Source organism: Streptomyces sp. NPDC029044, assembly GCF_040637495.1.
Taxonomy (GTDB): Bacteria; Actinomycetota; Actinomycetes; order Streptomycetales; family Streptomycetaceae; genus Streptomyces.
Genome location: NZ_JBEZWN010000021.1, coordinates 25903 through 41288 on the forward strand (window position 1 = coordinate 25903; position 15386 = coordinate 41288).

Below are 15386 nucleotides of genomic sequence, written 5' to 3' on the forward strand. Positions count from 1 at the left end.
TCGGCGGGCCTTACCCTCAACGGCTCACGCGTCCGCCGTGCCCGCCCCCGCCAGCGCCGCGACACGCTCCACGCCGAACACGTACCCCTGTACGCCGCAGCCCGCGATGACCCCGTCGGCGCGCAGCGAGACGTACGAGTGGTGCCGGAACGTCTCGCGCTGGTGGATGTTGGAGATGTGGACCTCCAGCACCGGCAGGCCGTCGCAGGTGTTGAGGGCGTCCAGGATGGCTACGGAGGTGTGCGAGTAGGCACCCGGGTTGATCACGATGCCGCAGTGGTTCAGCCGCGCCTCGTGGATCCAGTCGACCAGCTCGCCCTCGTGGTTGGACTGGCGGAAGTCGACGGTTCCGCCGTGCGCTGCCGCCGCCTTGGCGCACAGGGCCTCGACGTCGGCGAGGGTGTCGGAGCCGTAGATCTCCGGCTGGCGCTGGCCGAGGAGGTTCAGGTTGGGCCCGTTGAGGATCATGATCGGGGCGTGGGCCAGGGTGCGGGGCACGGTTCCTCCGGTCCGTTCAGGGTCGGGCGGCCAGGGCGGACCGCCGCTCACAGCCGGTCTATCACGGTGCGCGGGCGGACATCGTCCCGATGCGTGCACGGATCACGCCGTGCACCGGCCGATACGTCCCGGTGGGCGGGCCGGATCCATCACGGTGCGCCGTCGGCACACCGGACCGTAGCCTCCCGGTATGACGAGCCCGAGCAGCCCGGCCTATCCCCCCAAGCCGTCCCCCGGCGACCGCATCGCCGTGATCTCGCCCTCCTCGGGGCTTCCGGGGCTGTTCCCGCTCCCCTACGAGCTGGGCCTGGAGCGCCTGCGCAAGGAGTACGGGCTGGAGCCGGTCGAGTACCCGGCGACCCGGACGATGGGCTCCACGCCCCGGGCGCGGGCCGACGACCTCCACGCCGCCTTCGCCGACCCGGGGATCAAGGCCGTCATCGCGTCGATCGGCGGGGACGACCAGATCACCGTGCTGCCCTACCTGGACCGGGAGTTGATCCGCGCCAACCCGAAGCCGTTCTTCGGGATGAGCGACAACACGAACCTGCTCGCGTTCCTGCGCACCTGCGGCATCGTCGGCTTCCACGGCGGGAGCGTGATGTGCGAACTGGGCCGCCCCGGGGCCATGCACCCGCAGACCGCCGAGTCCCTGCGGGCGGCCCTGTTCACCTCGGGGCCGTACGAGTTGACGCCCGCCGAGCGGTGGCGTGACATCGACCGGGACTGGGCGGACCCGGCGACGTTCGACGCGGAGCCGGAGACCCGGCCCGGGCCCGGGTGGACCTGGGTGAACCCCGACCGGGTAACGGAGGGCCGCAGTTGGGGCGGCTGTCTGGAGATCCTCGCCTGGCTGCTGATGGCCGACCGCGAGATCGCGCGCGACCTGTCCGAGTACGACGGCGGCGTGCTGCTCCTGGAGACCTCGGAGGGCATGCCGAGCTCCAGCGAGGTCTTCACCACCCTGCGGTGCATGGGCGAACGCGGGTTGCTGGGGCGCTTCCCGGCCCTGCTGGTGGGCCGGCCGAAGACATGGTCCTTCGAGCAGCCCAACACCCCGCAGGAGGCCGCTCGTTACGCGACCGACCAGCGGGAGGCCGTTCTGCGCGCCATGCGGACGTACGCCCCGGACGCCACCATCGTCTTCGACGTGGACTTCGGGCACACCGATCCGCAGCTGGTGATCCCGTACGGCGGCACCGTGCGCGTGGACGGACCCGCCCGGCGCATCACGGTCACCTACTGAGGACCCCCAAGCCCTCCACGCGCCCCCGTAACCGGCGATCACGGTGGGTAGTTGACGCGGCATGCACGACGTACCCCCCGCTGGGACACCCTCCATGCCGCGCCTCGCGGCCGCCTCGCTCGCCGGTACGGCCATCGAGTTCTACGACTTCTTCGTCTACGGAACCGCGGCGGCCCTGGTCCTGGGGCCGCTGTTCTTCCCGACCTTCTCTCCGGTGGCCGGGACACTGGCCGCCTTCGCCACCTTCGGGGTGGGCTTCGTGGCCCGGCCGCTCGGGTCGGTGCTGTTCGGGCACATCGGGGACCGGCGCGGACGGCGGCCGGTCCTCGTGGCCTCCCTGCTGCTGACCGGGGTCTCCACGGTCGCGGTCGGCTGCGTGCCGACGTACGACTCGATCGGCGTGGTCGCTCCGCTGCTGCTCCTGGTGCTGCGCTTCCTCCAGGGGCTGGGGCTCGGCGGGGAGTGGGGCGGGGCGGTGCTGCTGGCCGTGGAGCACGCGCCGGCCGAACGGCGCGCCCTGTGGTCGAGCTTCCCGCAGGTCGGGCCCGCCCTGGGGTTCCTGCTCGCCAACGGGGTGGTGCTGGGGCTGTCCTCGACGCTGACGGAGGCGCAGTTCGCCGCGTGGGGGTGGCGGGTGCCGTTCTGGGCGGCGGGGGTGCTGGCCGTCGTAGGGCTGTGGCTGCGGTCGTCCCTCACGGAGAGTCCCTCTTTCCTCCGGATCGACGACCACGCACGCGTGCCGCTCGCCGAGGTCGTCCGCAACCACTGGCGGCTCCTCCTGCTGACCGGCGGAGGACTCGCGATCGGCTACGCGATCTTCTACGCGGTGACGACCTGGTCCCTCGCCTACGGGACGGAGCAACTCGGCGTGAGCCGCAGCGTCATGCTGACCTGCATCATGGGCGCGGTGCTCGTGAAGGGTGCGCTCACCCCGTTGATGGCGCTGCTCGGGGACCGCTACGGCCGGCGGCCGCTGTGCCTGGCCGGGTGCGCGGCCGCCGCTCTGTGGATGTTCCCCATGGTCGCCCTGCTCGCCACGGGGGCGCCGCTGCCGATGTTCCTCGGCTTCCTGGGGGCGATGCTCGCGTTCATCACCATGTTCGCCGTGATCGCCGCGTATCTGCCGGAGCTGTACGAGCCGCGGGTGCGCTGCACGGGTGCCGCCGTCGGTTACAACCTCGGCGGGGTCGTGGGAGGGGCGCTCACACCGATCGTGGCGACGGCCCTGGCCGAGCAGGGCGGGCGGGTGCCGTGGGGCGTGGCCGCGTATCTGACGGCGATCGCGCTGCTGAGCCTCGGGTGCTTCGCGTTGCTGCCGGAGACGCGCCCGGTGCGGGTGGGTGCGGCTGCGGAGGCTCCCGCGGGGTGAGCCGAGGTGGGGTGGGCGCTGATGCCCTGGCGGCTGGGTGCTGGTGTCGCCCGGCTGCACATAGCCGCCGTGTGGGCATGTGCGCGCCTACGGGTTGATCGCCAGCTCCAGGTACGCCGCGAACAGCACCAGGTGAACCCCGCCCTGGAGCGGTGTGGCCCGGCCCGGCACCACGGTCAGCGAGGCGACGACCACGGTCAGGGCGAGCAGCACCATGTGAGTGGCGCCCAGGCCGAGGACCAGCGGGCCGGAGAGCCATACCGAGGCGAGGGCGACGGCGGGGATGGTCAGGCCGATGCTGGCCATGGCCGAGCCGAGGGCGAGGTTGAGACTGGTCTGTACCCGGTCCCGACGGGCGGAGCGCAACGCGGCGATGGTCTCCGGGAGCAGCACCAGCAGCGCGATGACCACGCCGACCACGGCCTGGGGCAGTCCGGCCGCCTCCACCCCGGACTCGATCGTCGGCGAGACCCCCTTGGCCAGGCCGACCACACCGATCAGGGCGAGACCCAGCAGCCCGAGACTGACCAGGGCGGTACGGGCGCTCGGTGCCTCGGCGTGCTCCTCTTCGGTGATCACCTCCCCGTGGCGGGTGATCGGCAGGAAGTAGTCCCGGTGCCGCCGGGTCTGCGTGGTGACGAACAGGCCGTACAGGATGAGCGAGGAGAGTGCCGCGAAGGTCAGCTGGACGGTGGAGAATTCCGGCCCCGGCTTGCTGGTGGTGAAGGTCGGCAGGACCAGGCTGAGGGTGGCGAGAGTCGCGACGGTCGCGAGTGCGGCGCCGGTGCCTTCGGGGTTGAAGACGGCTGTGCCGTGCCGCAGTGAGGCGACCAGCAGGCACAGGCCGACGATGCCGTTGCACGTGATCATGACGGCTGCGAAGACCGTGTCCCTGGCCAGCGTCGCGCTCTTGTCCCCGCCGTCGATCATCAGCGTCACGATGAGGGCGACCTCGATGATCGTGACGGCGACGGCGAGCACGAGGGAGCCGAACGGTTCACCGACCCGGTGGGCCACCACTTCGGCGTGGTGCACTGCGGCCAGGACGGCGCCCGCGAGGACCAGCGTCACCAGCACGACGATTCCCGCCGGCAGGTCACGCCCCCAGGTGAAGACCAGCAGCACGGCCGCGAGCAGGGGAACCAGAGTCGTCCACTGAGCCGTGAGCGGCCTGCTCCGAGCGGTCATGCCGTGATCGTCGCAGACGTGGAGGGGCGCCGCACCGCGGTCGCGCGACGTCCCTGAACCGGTGCCGCGGGGCTACTCGAGGTCACGCGCGTCCACGAGGTCGCAGTTGGTGAACACCCGCCCGTTGAGGGAGAGGGCGTCCAGTCGCTCCGCCATCCGGCTGGTTTCGGGATCGTCACTGTTACGCATGGCCTCCTCGAACGATGCGAACTCGATGACCGCGAGATAGCGGTTGGGCCTGTCCCGGTCCTTCAGGAGCATGCTGCGGGTGGGACCGCCCGTCCGGCCGGCTGAGCGCTGCCCGGCTTCCTCGATCACCTGCTGCATCTCTACCAGGCGGTCGGTCTCGAAGTCGATGATCTGCACGAATTTCACGGTGCCTCCAACCGGCCTCCGCGTTCCCCGGAGAGGGAACGCGCCCAGGACCAAGCAAGCACCAGGAGCGGTGGTCGGCAATTCGCCGAGCACCGCCCCTGAGCATGATTCTCCTTGATCCGATGCGACCGGACGAGGTCAGACGTCGATGCTGTCCTTGGTGGCGTCGTCGCTCTTGCCCTGCGCCGCCTCGGCCGCCTCCTGCTTCTTGGAAGCGCGCAGGCTGGTGATCGTGGTGACGATCAGGACGGCACAGATCACGCCGAGCGAGACCGGAATGCTGATCTCGGGGACGTGCACGCCGGACTCGTGCAGCGCGTGCAGCACCAGCTTCACGCCGATGAAGCCCAGGATGATGGACAGTCCGTAGCTGAGGTGGACCAGCTTCTTGAGCAGGCCGCCGATGAGGAAGTACAGCTGGCGCAGACCCATCAGGGCGAACGCGTTGGCCGTGAAGACGATGTACGGGTCCTGCGTCAGGCCGAAGATCGCGGGGATGGAGTCCAGGGCGAAGAGCACGTCGGTGGTGCCGATGGCCAGCATCACGACCAGCATCGGGGTCATGACCCGCTTGCCGTTCTCCTCGATCCACAGCTTGGTGCCGTGGTACCGGTCTGCCACGCCGAAGCGGCGCTCGGCGGCCTTGAGGAGCTTGTTCTCCTCGAACTCCTCGTCCTCCTCGTCGGCACGGGCCTCCTGGATGAGCTTCCAGGCGGTGTAGATGAGGAACGCGCCGAAGATGTAGAACACCCAGGCGAAGCTGGCGAGGATCGCCGCACCGGCGGCGATGAAGATCGCTCGCAGGACCAGGGCGATGAGGACACCGATCAGCAGGACACGCTGCTGGTACTGCGACGGCACCGCGAACTTCGCCATGATCAGGACGAAGACGAAGAGGTTGTCGACGCTGAGTGACTTCTCGGTGATGAAGCCGGCGAAGAACTCACCGGCGGGCTGGCCACCGGCGAACAGGAGCAGGCCGAAGCCGAAGAGCGCGGCCAGGACGATCCAGACGATCGTCCAGATCCCGGCTTCCTTGATCGAAACGTCGTGCGGCTTGCGGCCGATGAAGAAGTCGACCGCGATGAGGGCCGCGAGGCCCACGATCGTCAGGACCCATAGGGTCATGGAAACATCCACTGCGCCTCCGGCAGTCGTAACGGCAAATGTCAGCGTCGTCGCTGCCGGAGGTCTCTTCCACCCAGAGATGGGCCGACGCCCCGGGATCTGGCCTGATCCGTATTGACGGGTACGCCGCAGCAGACAGGGAGTACTCCCCTCCGTGCCGTCAACAGTACCCCAATCACCAAGAACAGGTAAAGCACTTGGCAAAAGAAAGACCAAATCCCCTGGTCAGGGAGCTTTACGTGAACTTGGTACGGGCGGTGGCCACCTGAGAGAGCACCTGCTGGAGGACCTGGCTGCCGGGCGGCACGAGCGACGGCTCGTACGTCCAGGCGTGACCGACCCACGGGTCGGCGAGGTGATCGTCGGCCACCGGCGTGAGTCGCAGCAGGGAACGCCACAGCGGGTCGAGCAAAGGCCCGTACCCGGAGGACTGCTCACGGTCGGCCACCATCATCAGGTGGACGCCGAAGGCGGGGCCCTCGTCGGCGAGGTAGCGCAGCTGGTTGACGGCACGGTCGTCGAAACCGTGCGGGAAGTCGTTGACGATCAGGAGCTGCTGGGAAGTGTCGAAACCGGGCGGGAGGGAGTCGGCGGCGCCACCGCGGACCGCCATCTGCACCAGGTCGACCCGCTGGGTGAGCCGGCCCAGCACGTCCGCCACCCCGGCGGCGCCGAGGGCGGGCGGGGCCGCGAGCACCCCAGTCTGTACCAGGGGCGCCAGCGGCTGTGCCCCCGAGCCGGCCGGGTCGATGACGTGGACGGTGAACTCGCCCGCCGGGTAGACGGCGAGCAGCCGGGCCGCGTGCGCGACCGCCGTCTCCATGGCGAGACGGCTCATGGCGTGGGAGTCGGTGAACGAACCGTCGGACGATCCGGCGGGTCCGCTGTCGATCCACAGGCCGCGCTCCAGCGGCAGCCGGACCAGCATCGGGATGCGGATCCGGTCGGCCTCGGGGAGGTGGAGGTCGCCCAGGCGCAGGGCCATGGGGATCTCCATCGGCACCCGGTAGGCGTGCCACGCCGGGTTGTCCCAGCGGGCGTACGCCGGTGGCAGTGCCGGTTCGACGACGTCGGCCTCGGCGGCGAGCTGGGCGAGGTCCCGGTCGAGGGCCTCCCGCGCCTGGGCGACGAGCTGGGCGTGCCGGGCCCGGGCCGCTTCGCGGGCGGCGTCGCCCTGCCCGCCGATCCGGCTGCGCGGGTCGGAGAGGACCTGCTCCAGCTCCTTGTCCATGCGCGACTCGGCGAAGTCGACGGCGCTGCGGTAGGCGGCGGTGGTGCGGGCCAGGTCCTCGAACATGCCCCACACCTGGTTGTAGAGCCGCTCCTCCATCGACCAGCCGGTCGCGTCGCCCGCGACGGGCTGTGCGGGCTGCCCGGCTGCGGCCGGGGGCGCGGTCGGCGGAGGCGGGGGCGGAGCGGCGTTCCGGCGGCGCGGGTGGCTGTAGTCGATGGGGCCGCCGGCCGTGGGCACGGACGGCTGGGTGACGGCGTCGGGATCCGGGCCGGAGCCGGGATACGTCGGCTGCTGCGGTGCGGGTTGCCCGGGGCCGCCGGGCGTCTGGCCGCCGTACGGCGACACCGGTGGCACGGGGCCCGGCTGAGGAGCGGTGCCTCCCTGGTCCGGGCCGAGGGCCGGAGCCGCCGCCTGCCGGGAGCGGTCGCCGTCCGCCGTGCGCGGCGGGGGCGCCTGCACCGAGCGGGCCAGGCCCTGGGACACCGCCTCGTTGATGCTGCCAGCGAGCTGGTGGGCCTGCGGCAGCTGCTGGTCGGTGAGGAGTTCGGCGAGGCCTCCCGCGTAGCCCTGGCCGACGGCGCGCACCTTCCAGGCGCCCTGCCGGCGGTAGAGCTCCAGGGCGACGACGGCCGACTCGGCCTCCAGGCCGGTGATGGTGTAGCTGGCGACCTCGCCGCCGTCGAGTCCGGTGACGGCGACGAAGGGGGCCGCCACCGCGCCGAAACGGACCGGCCCCGTCCCACCGACGGGCAGGGCGAGCAGCACGCTCACCCGGTGGACGGCCTCCGGCACGGCGTCCAGATCCACCGCGAGGCGATGGTCGGCGGCGGCCTGCCGGGGGACCTCGAGACCCGGCTGGGCCGGTGCGCCCGGGTGGGCCACCCACTCCGCGCCGTGGATCCGGCCGTTCTCGTCACCGAGCGCGGCCACGGCCACGATCGGCGTACCGGCCGAGATCCGGATCTCGAGACGGGCCTGGGAGAGCGGGTGGTTCTGCCCCCGCACCAGCTCGGCCGTCATCGCCTTCGTCCCCCATGTGTCGTTGTGTGGAGTCGGGTACTGCTGTCCGGGCCCGCCGGTCCGGGCCCGGATGCGCTCAGAGCACCGGCAGGATCGCCGGCATCAGGTCCTGGAAGGTGCGGCCGTTGGCCGGGTTGCCCAGGGCCGTCATCGACCAGCCCTGGCCCGTGCGGTGGACCTTGGCCATGATCTGGGCGGTGTACTGGCCGCCGCCGGCGAGCGTGTAGCGGGCGAGCTCCTGGCCGTTGGTCTCGTCGACCAGGCGGCAGAACGCGTTCTGCACCTCCTGGAAGGTCTGGCCGGTGAAGGAGTTGACGGTGAAGACGATCTGGTCGATGTGGACCGGGACCCGCGCGAGGTCGACGAGGATCGCCTCGTCGTCGCCGCCCTGGCCGACACCGCCGACGAGGTTGTCGCCGGTGTGGCGCACCGAACCGTCGTCGCTCACCAGGTGGCGGAAGAAGACGACGTCGACCGGCTGCTTGTCCGCGAACAGGACGGCGGAGGCGTCGAGGTCGATCTCCCGCGTGCGCGAGCCGAACAGGCCGCGCCGGGGAGCCGCCTGCCAGCCGAGACCCATGCGAACCGCGGTCAGACTGCCACCGTCGTTCTTCTGCAGACTGATGGCCTGACCCTTGGTCATGTTGACGGTCACGCGCTGATTCCCCTCTCGAACGTCCCCTGTTGCCGCGTGGTCGCGGTTGACCAGAACCCTACGCAGGGGCACTGACAGCGACGTACCCCGCTCCGCACTTTGTGTCGGTCTTGCAACACTGCGCGTACGCGGCACGTTGTCAGGCCAGGCCCGCCTCCTTCATCTGGCGCAGTTCCTTCTTCATCTCGGAGACCTCGTCGCGCAGCCGCGCCGCGATCTCGAACTGGAGCTCCGCGGCGGCCGCCCGCATCCGCGCGGTGAGCTCCTCGATCTGCCCGGCCAGCTCGGCCGCGGGGCGGTCGGTCGGCACCGTCTCCTCGGCCCTGCCCTTGCCCTTGCCCTTGGCGGACTTGGCCGCCCCGGCCGCCTTGCCGAGGGACGGCACGGGTGCCTTGGTCCCTCCGCCGTCCTTCTTCGCCTTGCGGTAGCCAGAGCCGAGCAGCTGCTCGGTGTCGATGTCCTCGCGGGCGATCTGGGCGACGATGTCGTTGATCTTCTTGCGCAGCGGCTGCGGGTCGATGCCCCGCTCCGTGTTGTACGCGATCTGCTTCTCGCGGCGCCGGTTGGTCTCGTCGATGGCCTTCTCCATCGCCGGGGTGATCTTGTCGGCGTACATGTGGACCTGGCCTGACACGTTGCGCGCGGCGCGGCCGATGGTCTGGATCAGGGAGGTGCCGGAGCGCAGGAAGCCCTCCTTGTCGGCGTCCAGGATCGCCACCAGGGACACCTCGGGCAGGTCGAGGCCCTCGCGCAGGAGGTTGATGCCGACCAGTACGTCGTACTCGCCGGCGCGCAGTTCACGCAGCAGTTCGACGCGGCGCAGGGTGTCGACGTCGCTGTGCAGGTAGCGCACCTGGATGCCCAGCTCCAGGAAGTAGTCCGTCAGGTCCTCGGCCATCTTCTTGGTGAGCGTGGTGACCAGGACGCGCTCGTCCTTCTCGGTGCGCTGCCGGATCTCGTGCACCAGGTCGTCGATCTGGCCCTCGGTGGGCTTGACGACGACCTCGGGGTCGACGAGGCCGGTGGGGCGGATGATCTGCTCGACGAAGCCGTCCGAACGGGACAGCTCGTAGTTTCCGGGGGTGGCCGACAGATACACCGTCTGGCCGATGCGCTCCTGGAACTCCTCCCACTTCAAGGGGCGGTTGTCCAGGGCGGAGGGCAGCCGGAAGCCGTGATCGACGAGGGTGCGCTTGCGGGAGGCGTCGCCCTCGTACATGGCGCCGATCTGCGGGACGGTGACATGGGACTCGTCGATGACGAGGAGGAAGTCGTCGGGGAAGTAGTCCAGCAGGGTGTTGGGCGGGGAGCCGGGCGAGCGGCCGTCGAAGTGCATCGAGTAGTTCTCGACGCCGGAGCAGCTGCCGATCTGGCGGAGCATCTCGATGTCGTACGTGGTCCGCATGCGCAGGCGCTGGGCCTCCAGCAGCTTGCCCTGCTTCTCCAGCTCGGTCAGACGCTCGGCCAGCTCCTTCTCGATGTCGTTGACGGCCCGCTCCAGGCGCTCGGGGCCGGCGACGTAGTGGGACGCCGGGAAGACGTAGAGGTGCTCGTCGTCACTGATGATCTCGCCGGTGAGCGGGTGCAGGGTGGACAGCGCCTCGATCTCGTCGCCGAACATCTCGATGCGGACGGCCAGCTCCTCGTAGACCGGGAAGATCTCGATGGTGTCGCCGCGGACGCGGAAGGTGCCGCGGGTGAAGGCCATGTCGTTGCGCGTGTACTGGATGTCCACGAAGCGGCGCAGCAGCTCGTCGCGGTCGATCTCCTCGCCGACGCGGAGGGGGACCATGCGGTCCACGTACTCCTGCGGGGTGCCGAGGCCGTAGATGCAGGAGACCGAGGCGACGACGACGACGTCGCGGCGGGTGAGCAGCGAGTTGGTCGCGGAGTGGCGCAGGCGCTCGACCTCCTCGTTGATCGAGGAGTCCTTCTCGATGTAGGTGTCCGACTGCGGGACGTACGCCTCGGGCTGGTAGTAGTCGTAGTACGAGACGAAGTATTCGACGGCGTTGTTCGGGAGCAGCTCGCGGAACTCGTTCGCCAGCTGGGCGGCCAGCGTCTTGTTCGGCGCCATCACGAGCGTGGGGCGCTGGAGCTTCTCGATCATCCACGCGGTGGTGGCGGACTTGCCGGTGCCGGTCGCGCCGAGCAGCACCACGTCCTTCTCGCCCGCCTGGACGCGCCGGGCGAGGTCGGCGATGGCCGTCGGCTGGTCGCCGTTGGGCTGGTAGGGGCTGACGACCTCGAAGGGCGCCACCGTGCGTTCGATCTTTGAAACGGGCCGCATGGGATCCACCGTACGACCCCGCACTGACAACGGGCTCTGATCAGCGGTTCTGCGGGGTGCGGGACCCCCGGTGCTCCACGGTGCGGCGGGGACGGAACCGCAGGCGGTGGGCGGAGTGACGGACGTGGGTGTGGGCGGGGATGCCGGGCTTCTGCTCGACCGGGGCGACGGTGGGTTTCCCCATGACCATCAGCGGGTCGAACATCACCACGACGCCCGCGAGGAGCAGGAAGGCGAGCGGGCCGATCAGCATGGGTGCGAGCAGGGCCGCGGGCGACTCTCCCGAAGCGGGTTCGGCCGTTCCGTGCAGATGGACGCTGAGGGCGGCCATGCCGGTGTAGTGCATGCCGCTGACGGCGAGGCCCATGACGAGGCTGGCTCCCACGCTCCACAGGAAGCCCCTGACCTGGCCGGCGGCCCACAGGGCGGCGGTGGCCGCGCCCATGGCGATGGCGACGGAGATGCCGACGGTGACGGTGTTGTACTCCAGCTTCCCGTCCAGGCTCATGCTGGCCATGCCGAGGTAGTGCATAGACGCGATGCCGAGGCCCGTGATGGTGCCGCCGGTGAACAGGGCCGTACCGCGGGCTCCCTTGTAGCCGACGATGAAGATCCCGACACCCACCATGACGATCGCGACGGCCAGGCTCGCGAAGGTCATCGCCTTGTCGTAGTGGATGGGGGTCCCGCGGACCGTGAATCCCATCATGGCGACGAAGTGCATGGTCCATATGCCGGAGCCGATGGCGGCGGAGCCGAGCGCGAGCCAGCCGGGGCGCCAGGAGTGGGAGACGAGCATCGATCTGGTGGTGCAGCGCAAGCCCAGAGCACCGCCGAGGCAGGCCATGAAGTAGGCCACGAGGGGTGTGACCAGGCCATAGCTGAATCCGTCGATCGTGCCCTGCATGCGCGGCTGCCCTTCCCGCCCGTGTACGTCCCGGAATTCCCGATGTGCGCCCCCTCCCAGGACCGCACGAGCGGTCAGGGTTGACGCAGAGAGTATGACCCCCACCGGAATGGTCGAACGACTTTCCGGCAAAGAAACACGCCCCTGCCGCAGTTGTGCGGTACCAGTGAGCGGAGTTGGGTGATCTCCGTTCAACGTGTGGTCATCCTGTACCCCTCTCGCGTTGACCCTCTGCTGTCACAGTTGTGCTGTCTGTGATGTCGCCGATCGCTCGTCGCGAGGAGTACGCATGCACGCGCGCGCTGTTGCCGCCTCCACCACCGCACTCCTGGGGACCGCCGCACTGCTGTTCCCCGCCTCCCCCGCGCGGGCCGCGGGAAACAGCACGCCGCCGCTGGTCATCGCCCATCGGGGTGCCTCCGCGTACGCGCCCGAGAACACCCTGGCCGCCGTGGACAGAGCGGCGGAACTGGGCATCCGCTGGGTGGAGAACGACGTGCAGCGGACCAGGGACGGGGAGCTGGTCGTCCTCCACGACGACAACCTGCGGCGCACCACGGACGCCGAGGAGGTCTTTCCCGGCCGTGCTCCCTGGAAGGTGAAGGACTTCACCGCCGCGGAGATCGCCCGGCTGGACGCGGGCAGCTGGTTCGGACCCGCGTACGCGGGCGCGCGCGTGCCGACGCTGGAGCAGTTCGTGCACCGCTTGGAGCGGCATCACCAGAAGCTTCTCCTGGAGATCAAGAACCCGGAGCTGTATCCCGGCATCGAGCGGCAGACGCTGAAGGTCCTCAGCAACGAGGGCTGGCTCGACCGGTCGCATCTGGCGGGCCGGCTGATCGTGCAGAGCTTCAGCGCGGACAGCGTGCGGACCGTGCACGAGCTGAAGCCCGGCGTGAAGACGGGCCTCCTGGGGACGCCGCCGGTGTCGGACCTGCTCGACGTCGCCGAGTTCGCCGACCAGATCAACCCCTCGTACAGCTCGCTCTCCCCGGCCTACGTGTCCTCGGTGCAGGCGTTCGACGGACCGCACGGCCGCCGGCTGGAGGTCTTCGCCTGGACGATCGACGACGCCAGGACGGCCCGGCGGATCGCCGGGTACGGGGTCGACGGGGTCATCACCAACAGGCCGGATGTGGTGCGGAAGGCCGTGGGTGGCTGATCCTCCGGTCCGGGCGTGGCCGTGTTGTCAGTGGCGGGTCCTACTGTGGGGCGCATGGACAGCCAAGGGCAGGTCGAGCCGCGGGTGGTGTGGGCGGTCGTCGAGAGCGGGATCGGACCGTTGCTGCTGGCCGCGAGCCGGGAAGGCCTGGTCAACGTCGTGTTCCACGCCACGGACGCGGTGCGGGACCGGGCGGTCGAGCGGCTGGCGTCGCGGCTGGGCGCCGAGCCCGTCGAGGCGCCCGGCTCCCCACTGCTCGCCGAGGCGATACGCCAGGTCGAGGCGTACTTCGCGGGTGAACGGCGCGACTTCGACCTGCCGCTCGACTGGTCGCTGATCTCCGGCTTCAACCGCGAGGTCCTGCGCGAACTGGCCGCGGGCGTCCCGTACGGCTCGGTCGTCGGGTACGGCGACCTGGCCGGGCGGGTCGGTCAGCCGGGCGCCGCCCAGGCCGTGGGCATGGCCATGGGCGCCAATCCGCTGCCGGTGGTGGTGCCCTGTCACCGGGTCGTCGAGAGCGGTGGCGGCATCGGCGGCTTCGGCGGCGGCCTGGAGACGAAGCGGAGGCTGCTCGCCCTGGAAGGGGTGCTTCCCGAGCCGCTCTTCTGATGCGGCGACCCACGGCCCGGTCGGTCGCCGCGCCGGGCCGGGGCCGTCATGGTGCCCTGCCTGGTCAGTCGTGGTGCCGGGCCTGAGCCGGCCTGGCAGTCGTAGTGCCCGGCCTGGTCAGTCGTGGTGCCGGGTCTGATCAGTCGTAGTGCCTCGCTTCGAAGACGTTGCCGTCCGGATCGCGGAAGTAGAAGCTGCGGGTGGCCTTGCCCCGGGCTCCGAAGGCGCCGTGCGCGAGGTCGGACATCGGTACGGAGTATTCCGCCAGCCGGCTCAGGAGGGCGTCGAAGTCGCCGCCCGGCAGTGACAGGCAGACGTGGTTGACCGGGTGCCCCGCGCTGTCGGCGGACCCGGGCAGCATCCTCATACGCTCCGCGAAGCTCAGCGGCATGAGGTCGAGGATGGTCTCGTCGTTGACCCGCACGGACGGGAACGGCACCTCACCCGCAGCGAACTCCGCGAGCCTGACGCCCTCCAAGCCGACGGCCTTCTCGTAGAAGCCGACGGCGGCGAGCGGGTCGCGCACCCAGAGGACGACGTGGTCTAGACGCGGTATGTGATCCGTCATGCACTCCAGGCTCGCGACGACGCCGTCGGCCCGCAAGGGTTTGGCCCGGCGCGCCGCCCGCCAGAGATGAGGGAGGGGAACGACTGACCGACCGGCAGGAGGCAGGCGCGTGGTGCTGATGGTGTCCGAGGAAGTGCGGGAGGCGATCGACGCGCGCCGGCCTGTCGTGGCCCTGGAGTCCACGATCATCGCCCACGGGCTACCGCGGCCGCGCAACCTCCAGGTCGCGCTGGAGCTGGAGACGGCCGTGCGGCAGGAGGGCGCGGTGCCCGCCACGATCGCCGTGCTGGACGGACGTCCTCATGTGGGCCTGGACAAGGAGCAGCTGGAACGCGTCGCGAACGAGGACGGAATCCGCAAACTCGGACACCGCGACCTGCCCCTCGCGGTGGCGTCGGGGGCGAGCGGGGCGACCACGGTGTCGGCGACCGCGCTGCTGGCGGCACGGGCGGGCGTGCGGGTCTTCGCGACGGGTGGGCTCGGCGGGGTGCACCGGGAGTGGACGGTGACGCAGGACGAGTCGGCCGACCTGGGGCTGCTGGCTCGCACGCGCATCACGGTGGTGTGCGCCGGGGTGAAGTCGATCCTGGACGTGCCGGCGACCCTTCAGCGGCTGGAGACGCTGGGTGTCGGGGTGGCCGGCTACGGCACGGACCGGTTCCCCGGCTTCTACCTGTCCGACTCGGGGCATCCGGTGGACTGGACGCTGGGGACGCCGGAGCAGGTGGCGGGCGTCATGGCGGCCCAGGACGCACTCGGCGGACCGGAGTCGGCACTGATCGTCGCCCATCCCGTCCCCGAGGAGGAGCAGCTCGATCCGGACCTGCACGCACGCGTCCTCGCGGACGCGCTGCACGCCTGCGAGGAGCAGGGGGTCACCGGCCAGGCGGTCACGCCCTTCCTGCTCGACCATCTGGTGCGGCACACGGACGGCGCCTCCCTGAGCGCCAACCTGGCCGCGGTCCGCGGCAACGTACGCCTGGCGGCGCGGATCGCGGCGGCCTGGTCCCGGCTATGACGCCGGACGGCGGGACCGGGCGGGGAGGGGGAACGAGCTCAGGGGCTGCGAACTCCGCGAGCACGGACTCCGCGGGAACGGACAGCGCGGGTACGGACAGCGCGGGAACGGACACCGCG

Annotated in this window: 14 protein-coding genes; 5 read left to right on the forward strand and 9 right to left on the reverse strand. The window is 70.5% G+C overall.

Translation table 11 applies throughout. From position 1 onward, the window contains the following. Positions 1-24: 24 nt before the first annotated feature. Complete coding sequence (gene aroQ / locus AB0E85_RS18935; protein ID WP_361928242.1) at positions 25-498, reverse strand: type II 3-dehydroquinate dehydratase; 474 nt, start codon at positions 496-498, stop codon at positions 25-27. A 190-nt stretch (positions 499-688) separates the two neighbouring features. On the opposite strand from aroQ, the gene AB0E85_RS18940 reads away from it, so the two are divergent. Together AB0E85_RS18940 and AB0E85_RS18945 are read left to right on the forward strand one after the other, a co-directional pair. Beyond that, a complete protein-coding gene (locus AB0E85_RS18940; protein WP_361928245.1) occupies positions 689-1744 on the forward strand; it encodes a S66 peptidase family protein in 1056 nt (351 codons plus the stop codon). Between the two features lie 94 nt (positions 1745-1838). Continuing rightward, on the forward strand, positions 1839-3113 hold the full coding sequence (locus AB0E85_RS18945) for an MFS transporter (protein WP_361928248.1): 1275 nt from the start codon (positions 1839-1841) through the stop codon (positions 3111-3113). A gap of 87 nt (positions 3114-3200) precedes the next feature. Here the strand turns inward: AB0E85_RS18945 and AB0E85_RS18950 are convergent, their stop codons facing one another. The 7 genes from AB0E85_RS18950 to AB0E85_RS18980 all read right to left on the reverse strand — a co-directional run bounded on the left by AB0E85_RS18950 (position 3201) and on the right by AB0E85_RS18980 (position 11910). Next, a complete protein-coding gene (locus tag AB0E85_RS18950; RefSeq protein ID WP_361928251.1) occupies positions 3201-4301 on the reverse strand; it encodes an ionic transporter y4hA in 1101 nt (366 codons plus the stop codon). Between the two features lie 72 nt (positions 4302-4373). Continuing rightward, positions 4374-4667 carry a hypothetical protein gene (locus AB0E85_RS18955; protein WP_361928254.1) on the reverse strand — a complete coding sequence of 98 codons (294 nt, stop codon included), beginning with the start codon at positions 4665-4667 and terminating at the stop codon, positions 4374-4376. A 147-nt stretch (positions 4668-4814) separates the two neighbouring features. Continuing rightward, on the reverse strand, positions 4815-5816 hold the full coding sequence (locus AB0E85_RS18960) for a TerC family protein (RefSeq protein WP_361928257.1): 1002 nt from the start codon (positions 5814-5816) through the stop codon (positions 4815-4817). 223 nt (positions 5817-6039) lie between these two features. Further along, entirely contained in the window at positions 6040-8058 is a 2019-nt protein-coding gene (locus AB0E85_RS18965; protein WP_361928260.1) for a TerD family protein, read from the reverse strand. Positions 8059-8134: 76 nt separating this feature from the next. Continuing rightward, positions 8135-8713 (reverse strand): TerD family protein, encoded by a 579-nt coding sequence (locus AB0E85_RS18970; RefSeq protein WP_107458608.1) that lies wholly within the window; start codon positions 8711-8713, stop codon positions 8135-8137. A 139-nt stretch (positions 8714-8852) separates the two neighbouring features. Then, positions 8853-11003 carry an excinuclease ABC subunit UvrB gene (gene uvrB / locus AB0E85_RS18975; protein ID WP_361928264.1) on the reverse strand — a complete coding sequence of 717 codons (2151 nt, stop codon included), beginning with the start codon at positions 11001-11003 and terminating at the stop codon, positions 8853-8855. Positions 11004-11043: 40 nt separating this feature from the next. After that, positions 11044-11910, reverse strand: a complete 867-nt coding sequence (locus AB0E85_RS18980) for an MHYT domain-containing protein (RefSeq protein WP_361928267.1) — start codon at positions 11908-11910, stop codon at positions 11044-11046. 289 nt (positions 11911-12199) lie between these two features. Here AB0E85_RS18980 and AB0E85_RS18985 point away from each other — a divergent pair, with 289 nt between their 5' ends. Together AB0E85_RS18985 and AB0E85_RS18990 are read left to right on the forward strand one after the other, a co-directional pair. Further along, positions 12200-13072, forward strand: a complete 873-nt coding sequence (locus tag AB0E85_RS18985; RefSeq protein WP_361928270.1) for a glycerophosphodiester phosphodiesterase family protein — start codon at positions 12200-12202, stop codon at positions 13070-13072. Positions 13073-13126: 54 nt separating this feature from the next. Beyond that, entirely contained in the window at positions 13127-13681 is a 555-nt protein-coding gene (locus tag AB0E85_RS18990) for a methylated-DNA--[protein]-cysteine S-methyltransferase (RefSeq protein ID WP_361928273.1), read from the forward strand. 139 nt (positions 13682-13820) lie between these two features. Here the strand turns inward: AB0E85_RS18990 and AB0E85_RS18995 are convergent, their stop codons facing one another. Next, entirely contained in the window at positions 13821-14249 is a 429-nt protein-coding gene (locus tag AB0E85_RS18995; protein WP_361928276.1) for a VOC family protein, read from the reverse strand. A 109-nt stretch (positions 14250-14358) separates the two neighbouring features. On the opposite strand from AB0E85_RS18995, the gene AB0E85_RS19000 reads away from it, so the two are divergent. Continuing rightward, a complete protein-coding gene (locus AB0E85_RS19000; protein ID WP_361928279.1) occupies positions 14359-15267 on the forward strand; it encodes a pseudouridine-5'-phosphate glycosidase in 909 nt (302 codons plus the stop codon). The last annotated feature ends 119 nt before the right edge of the window (positions 15268-15386 follow it).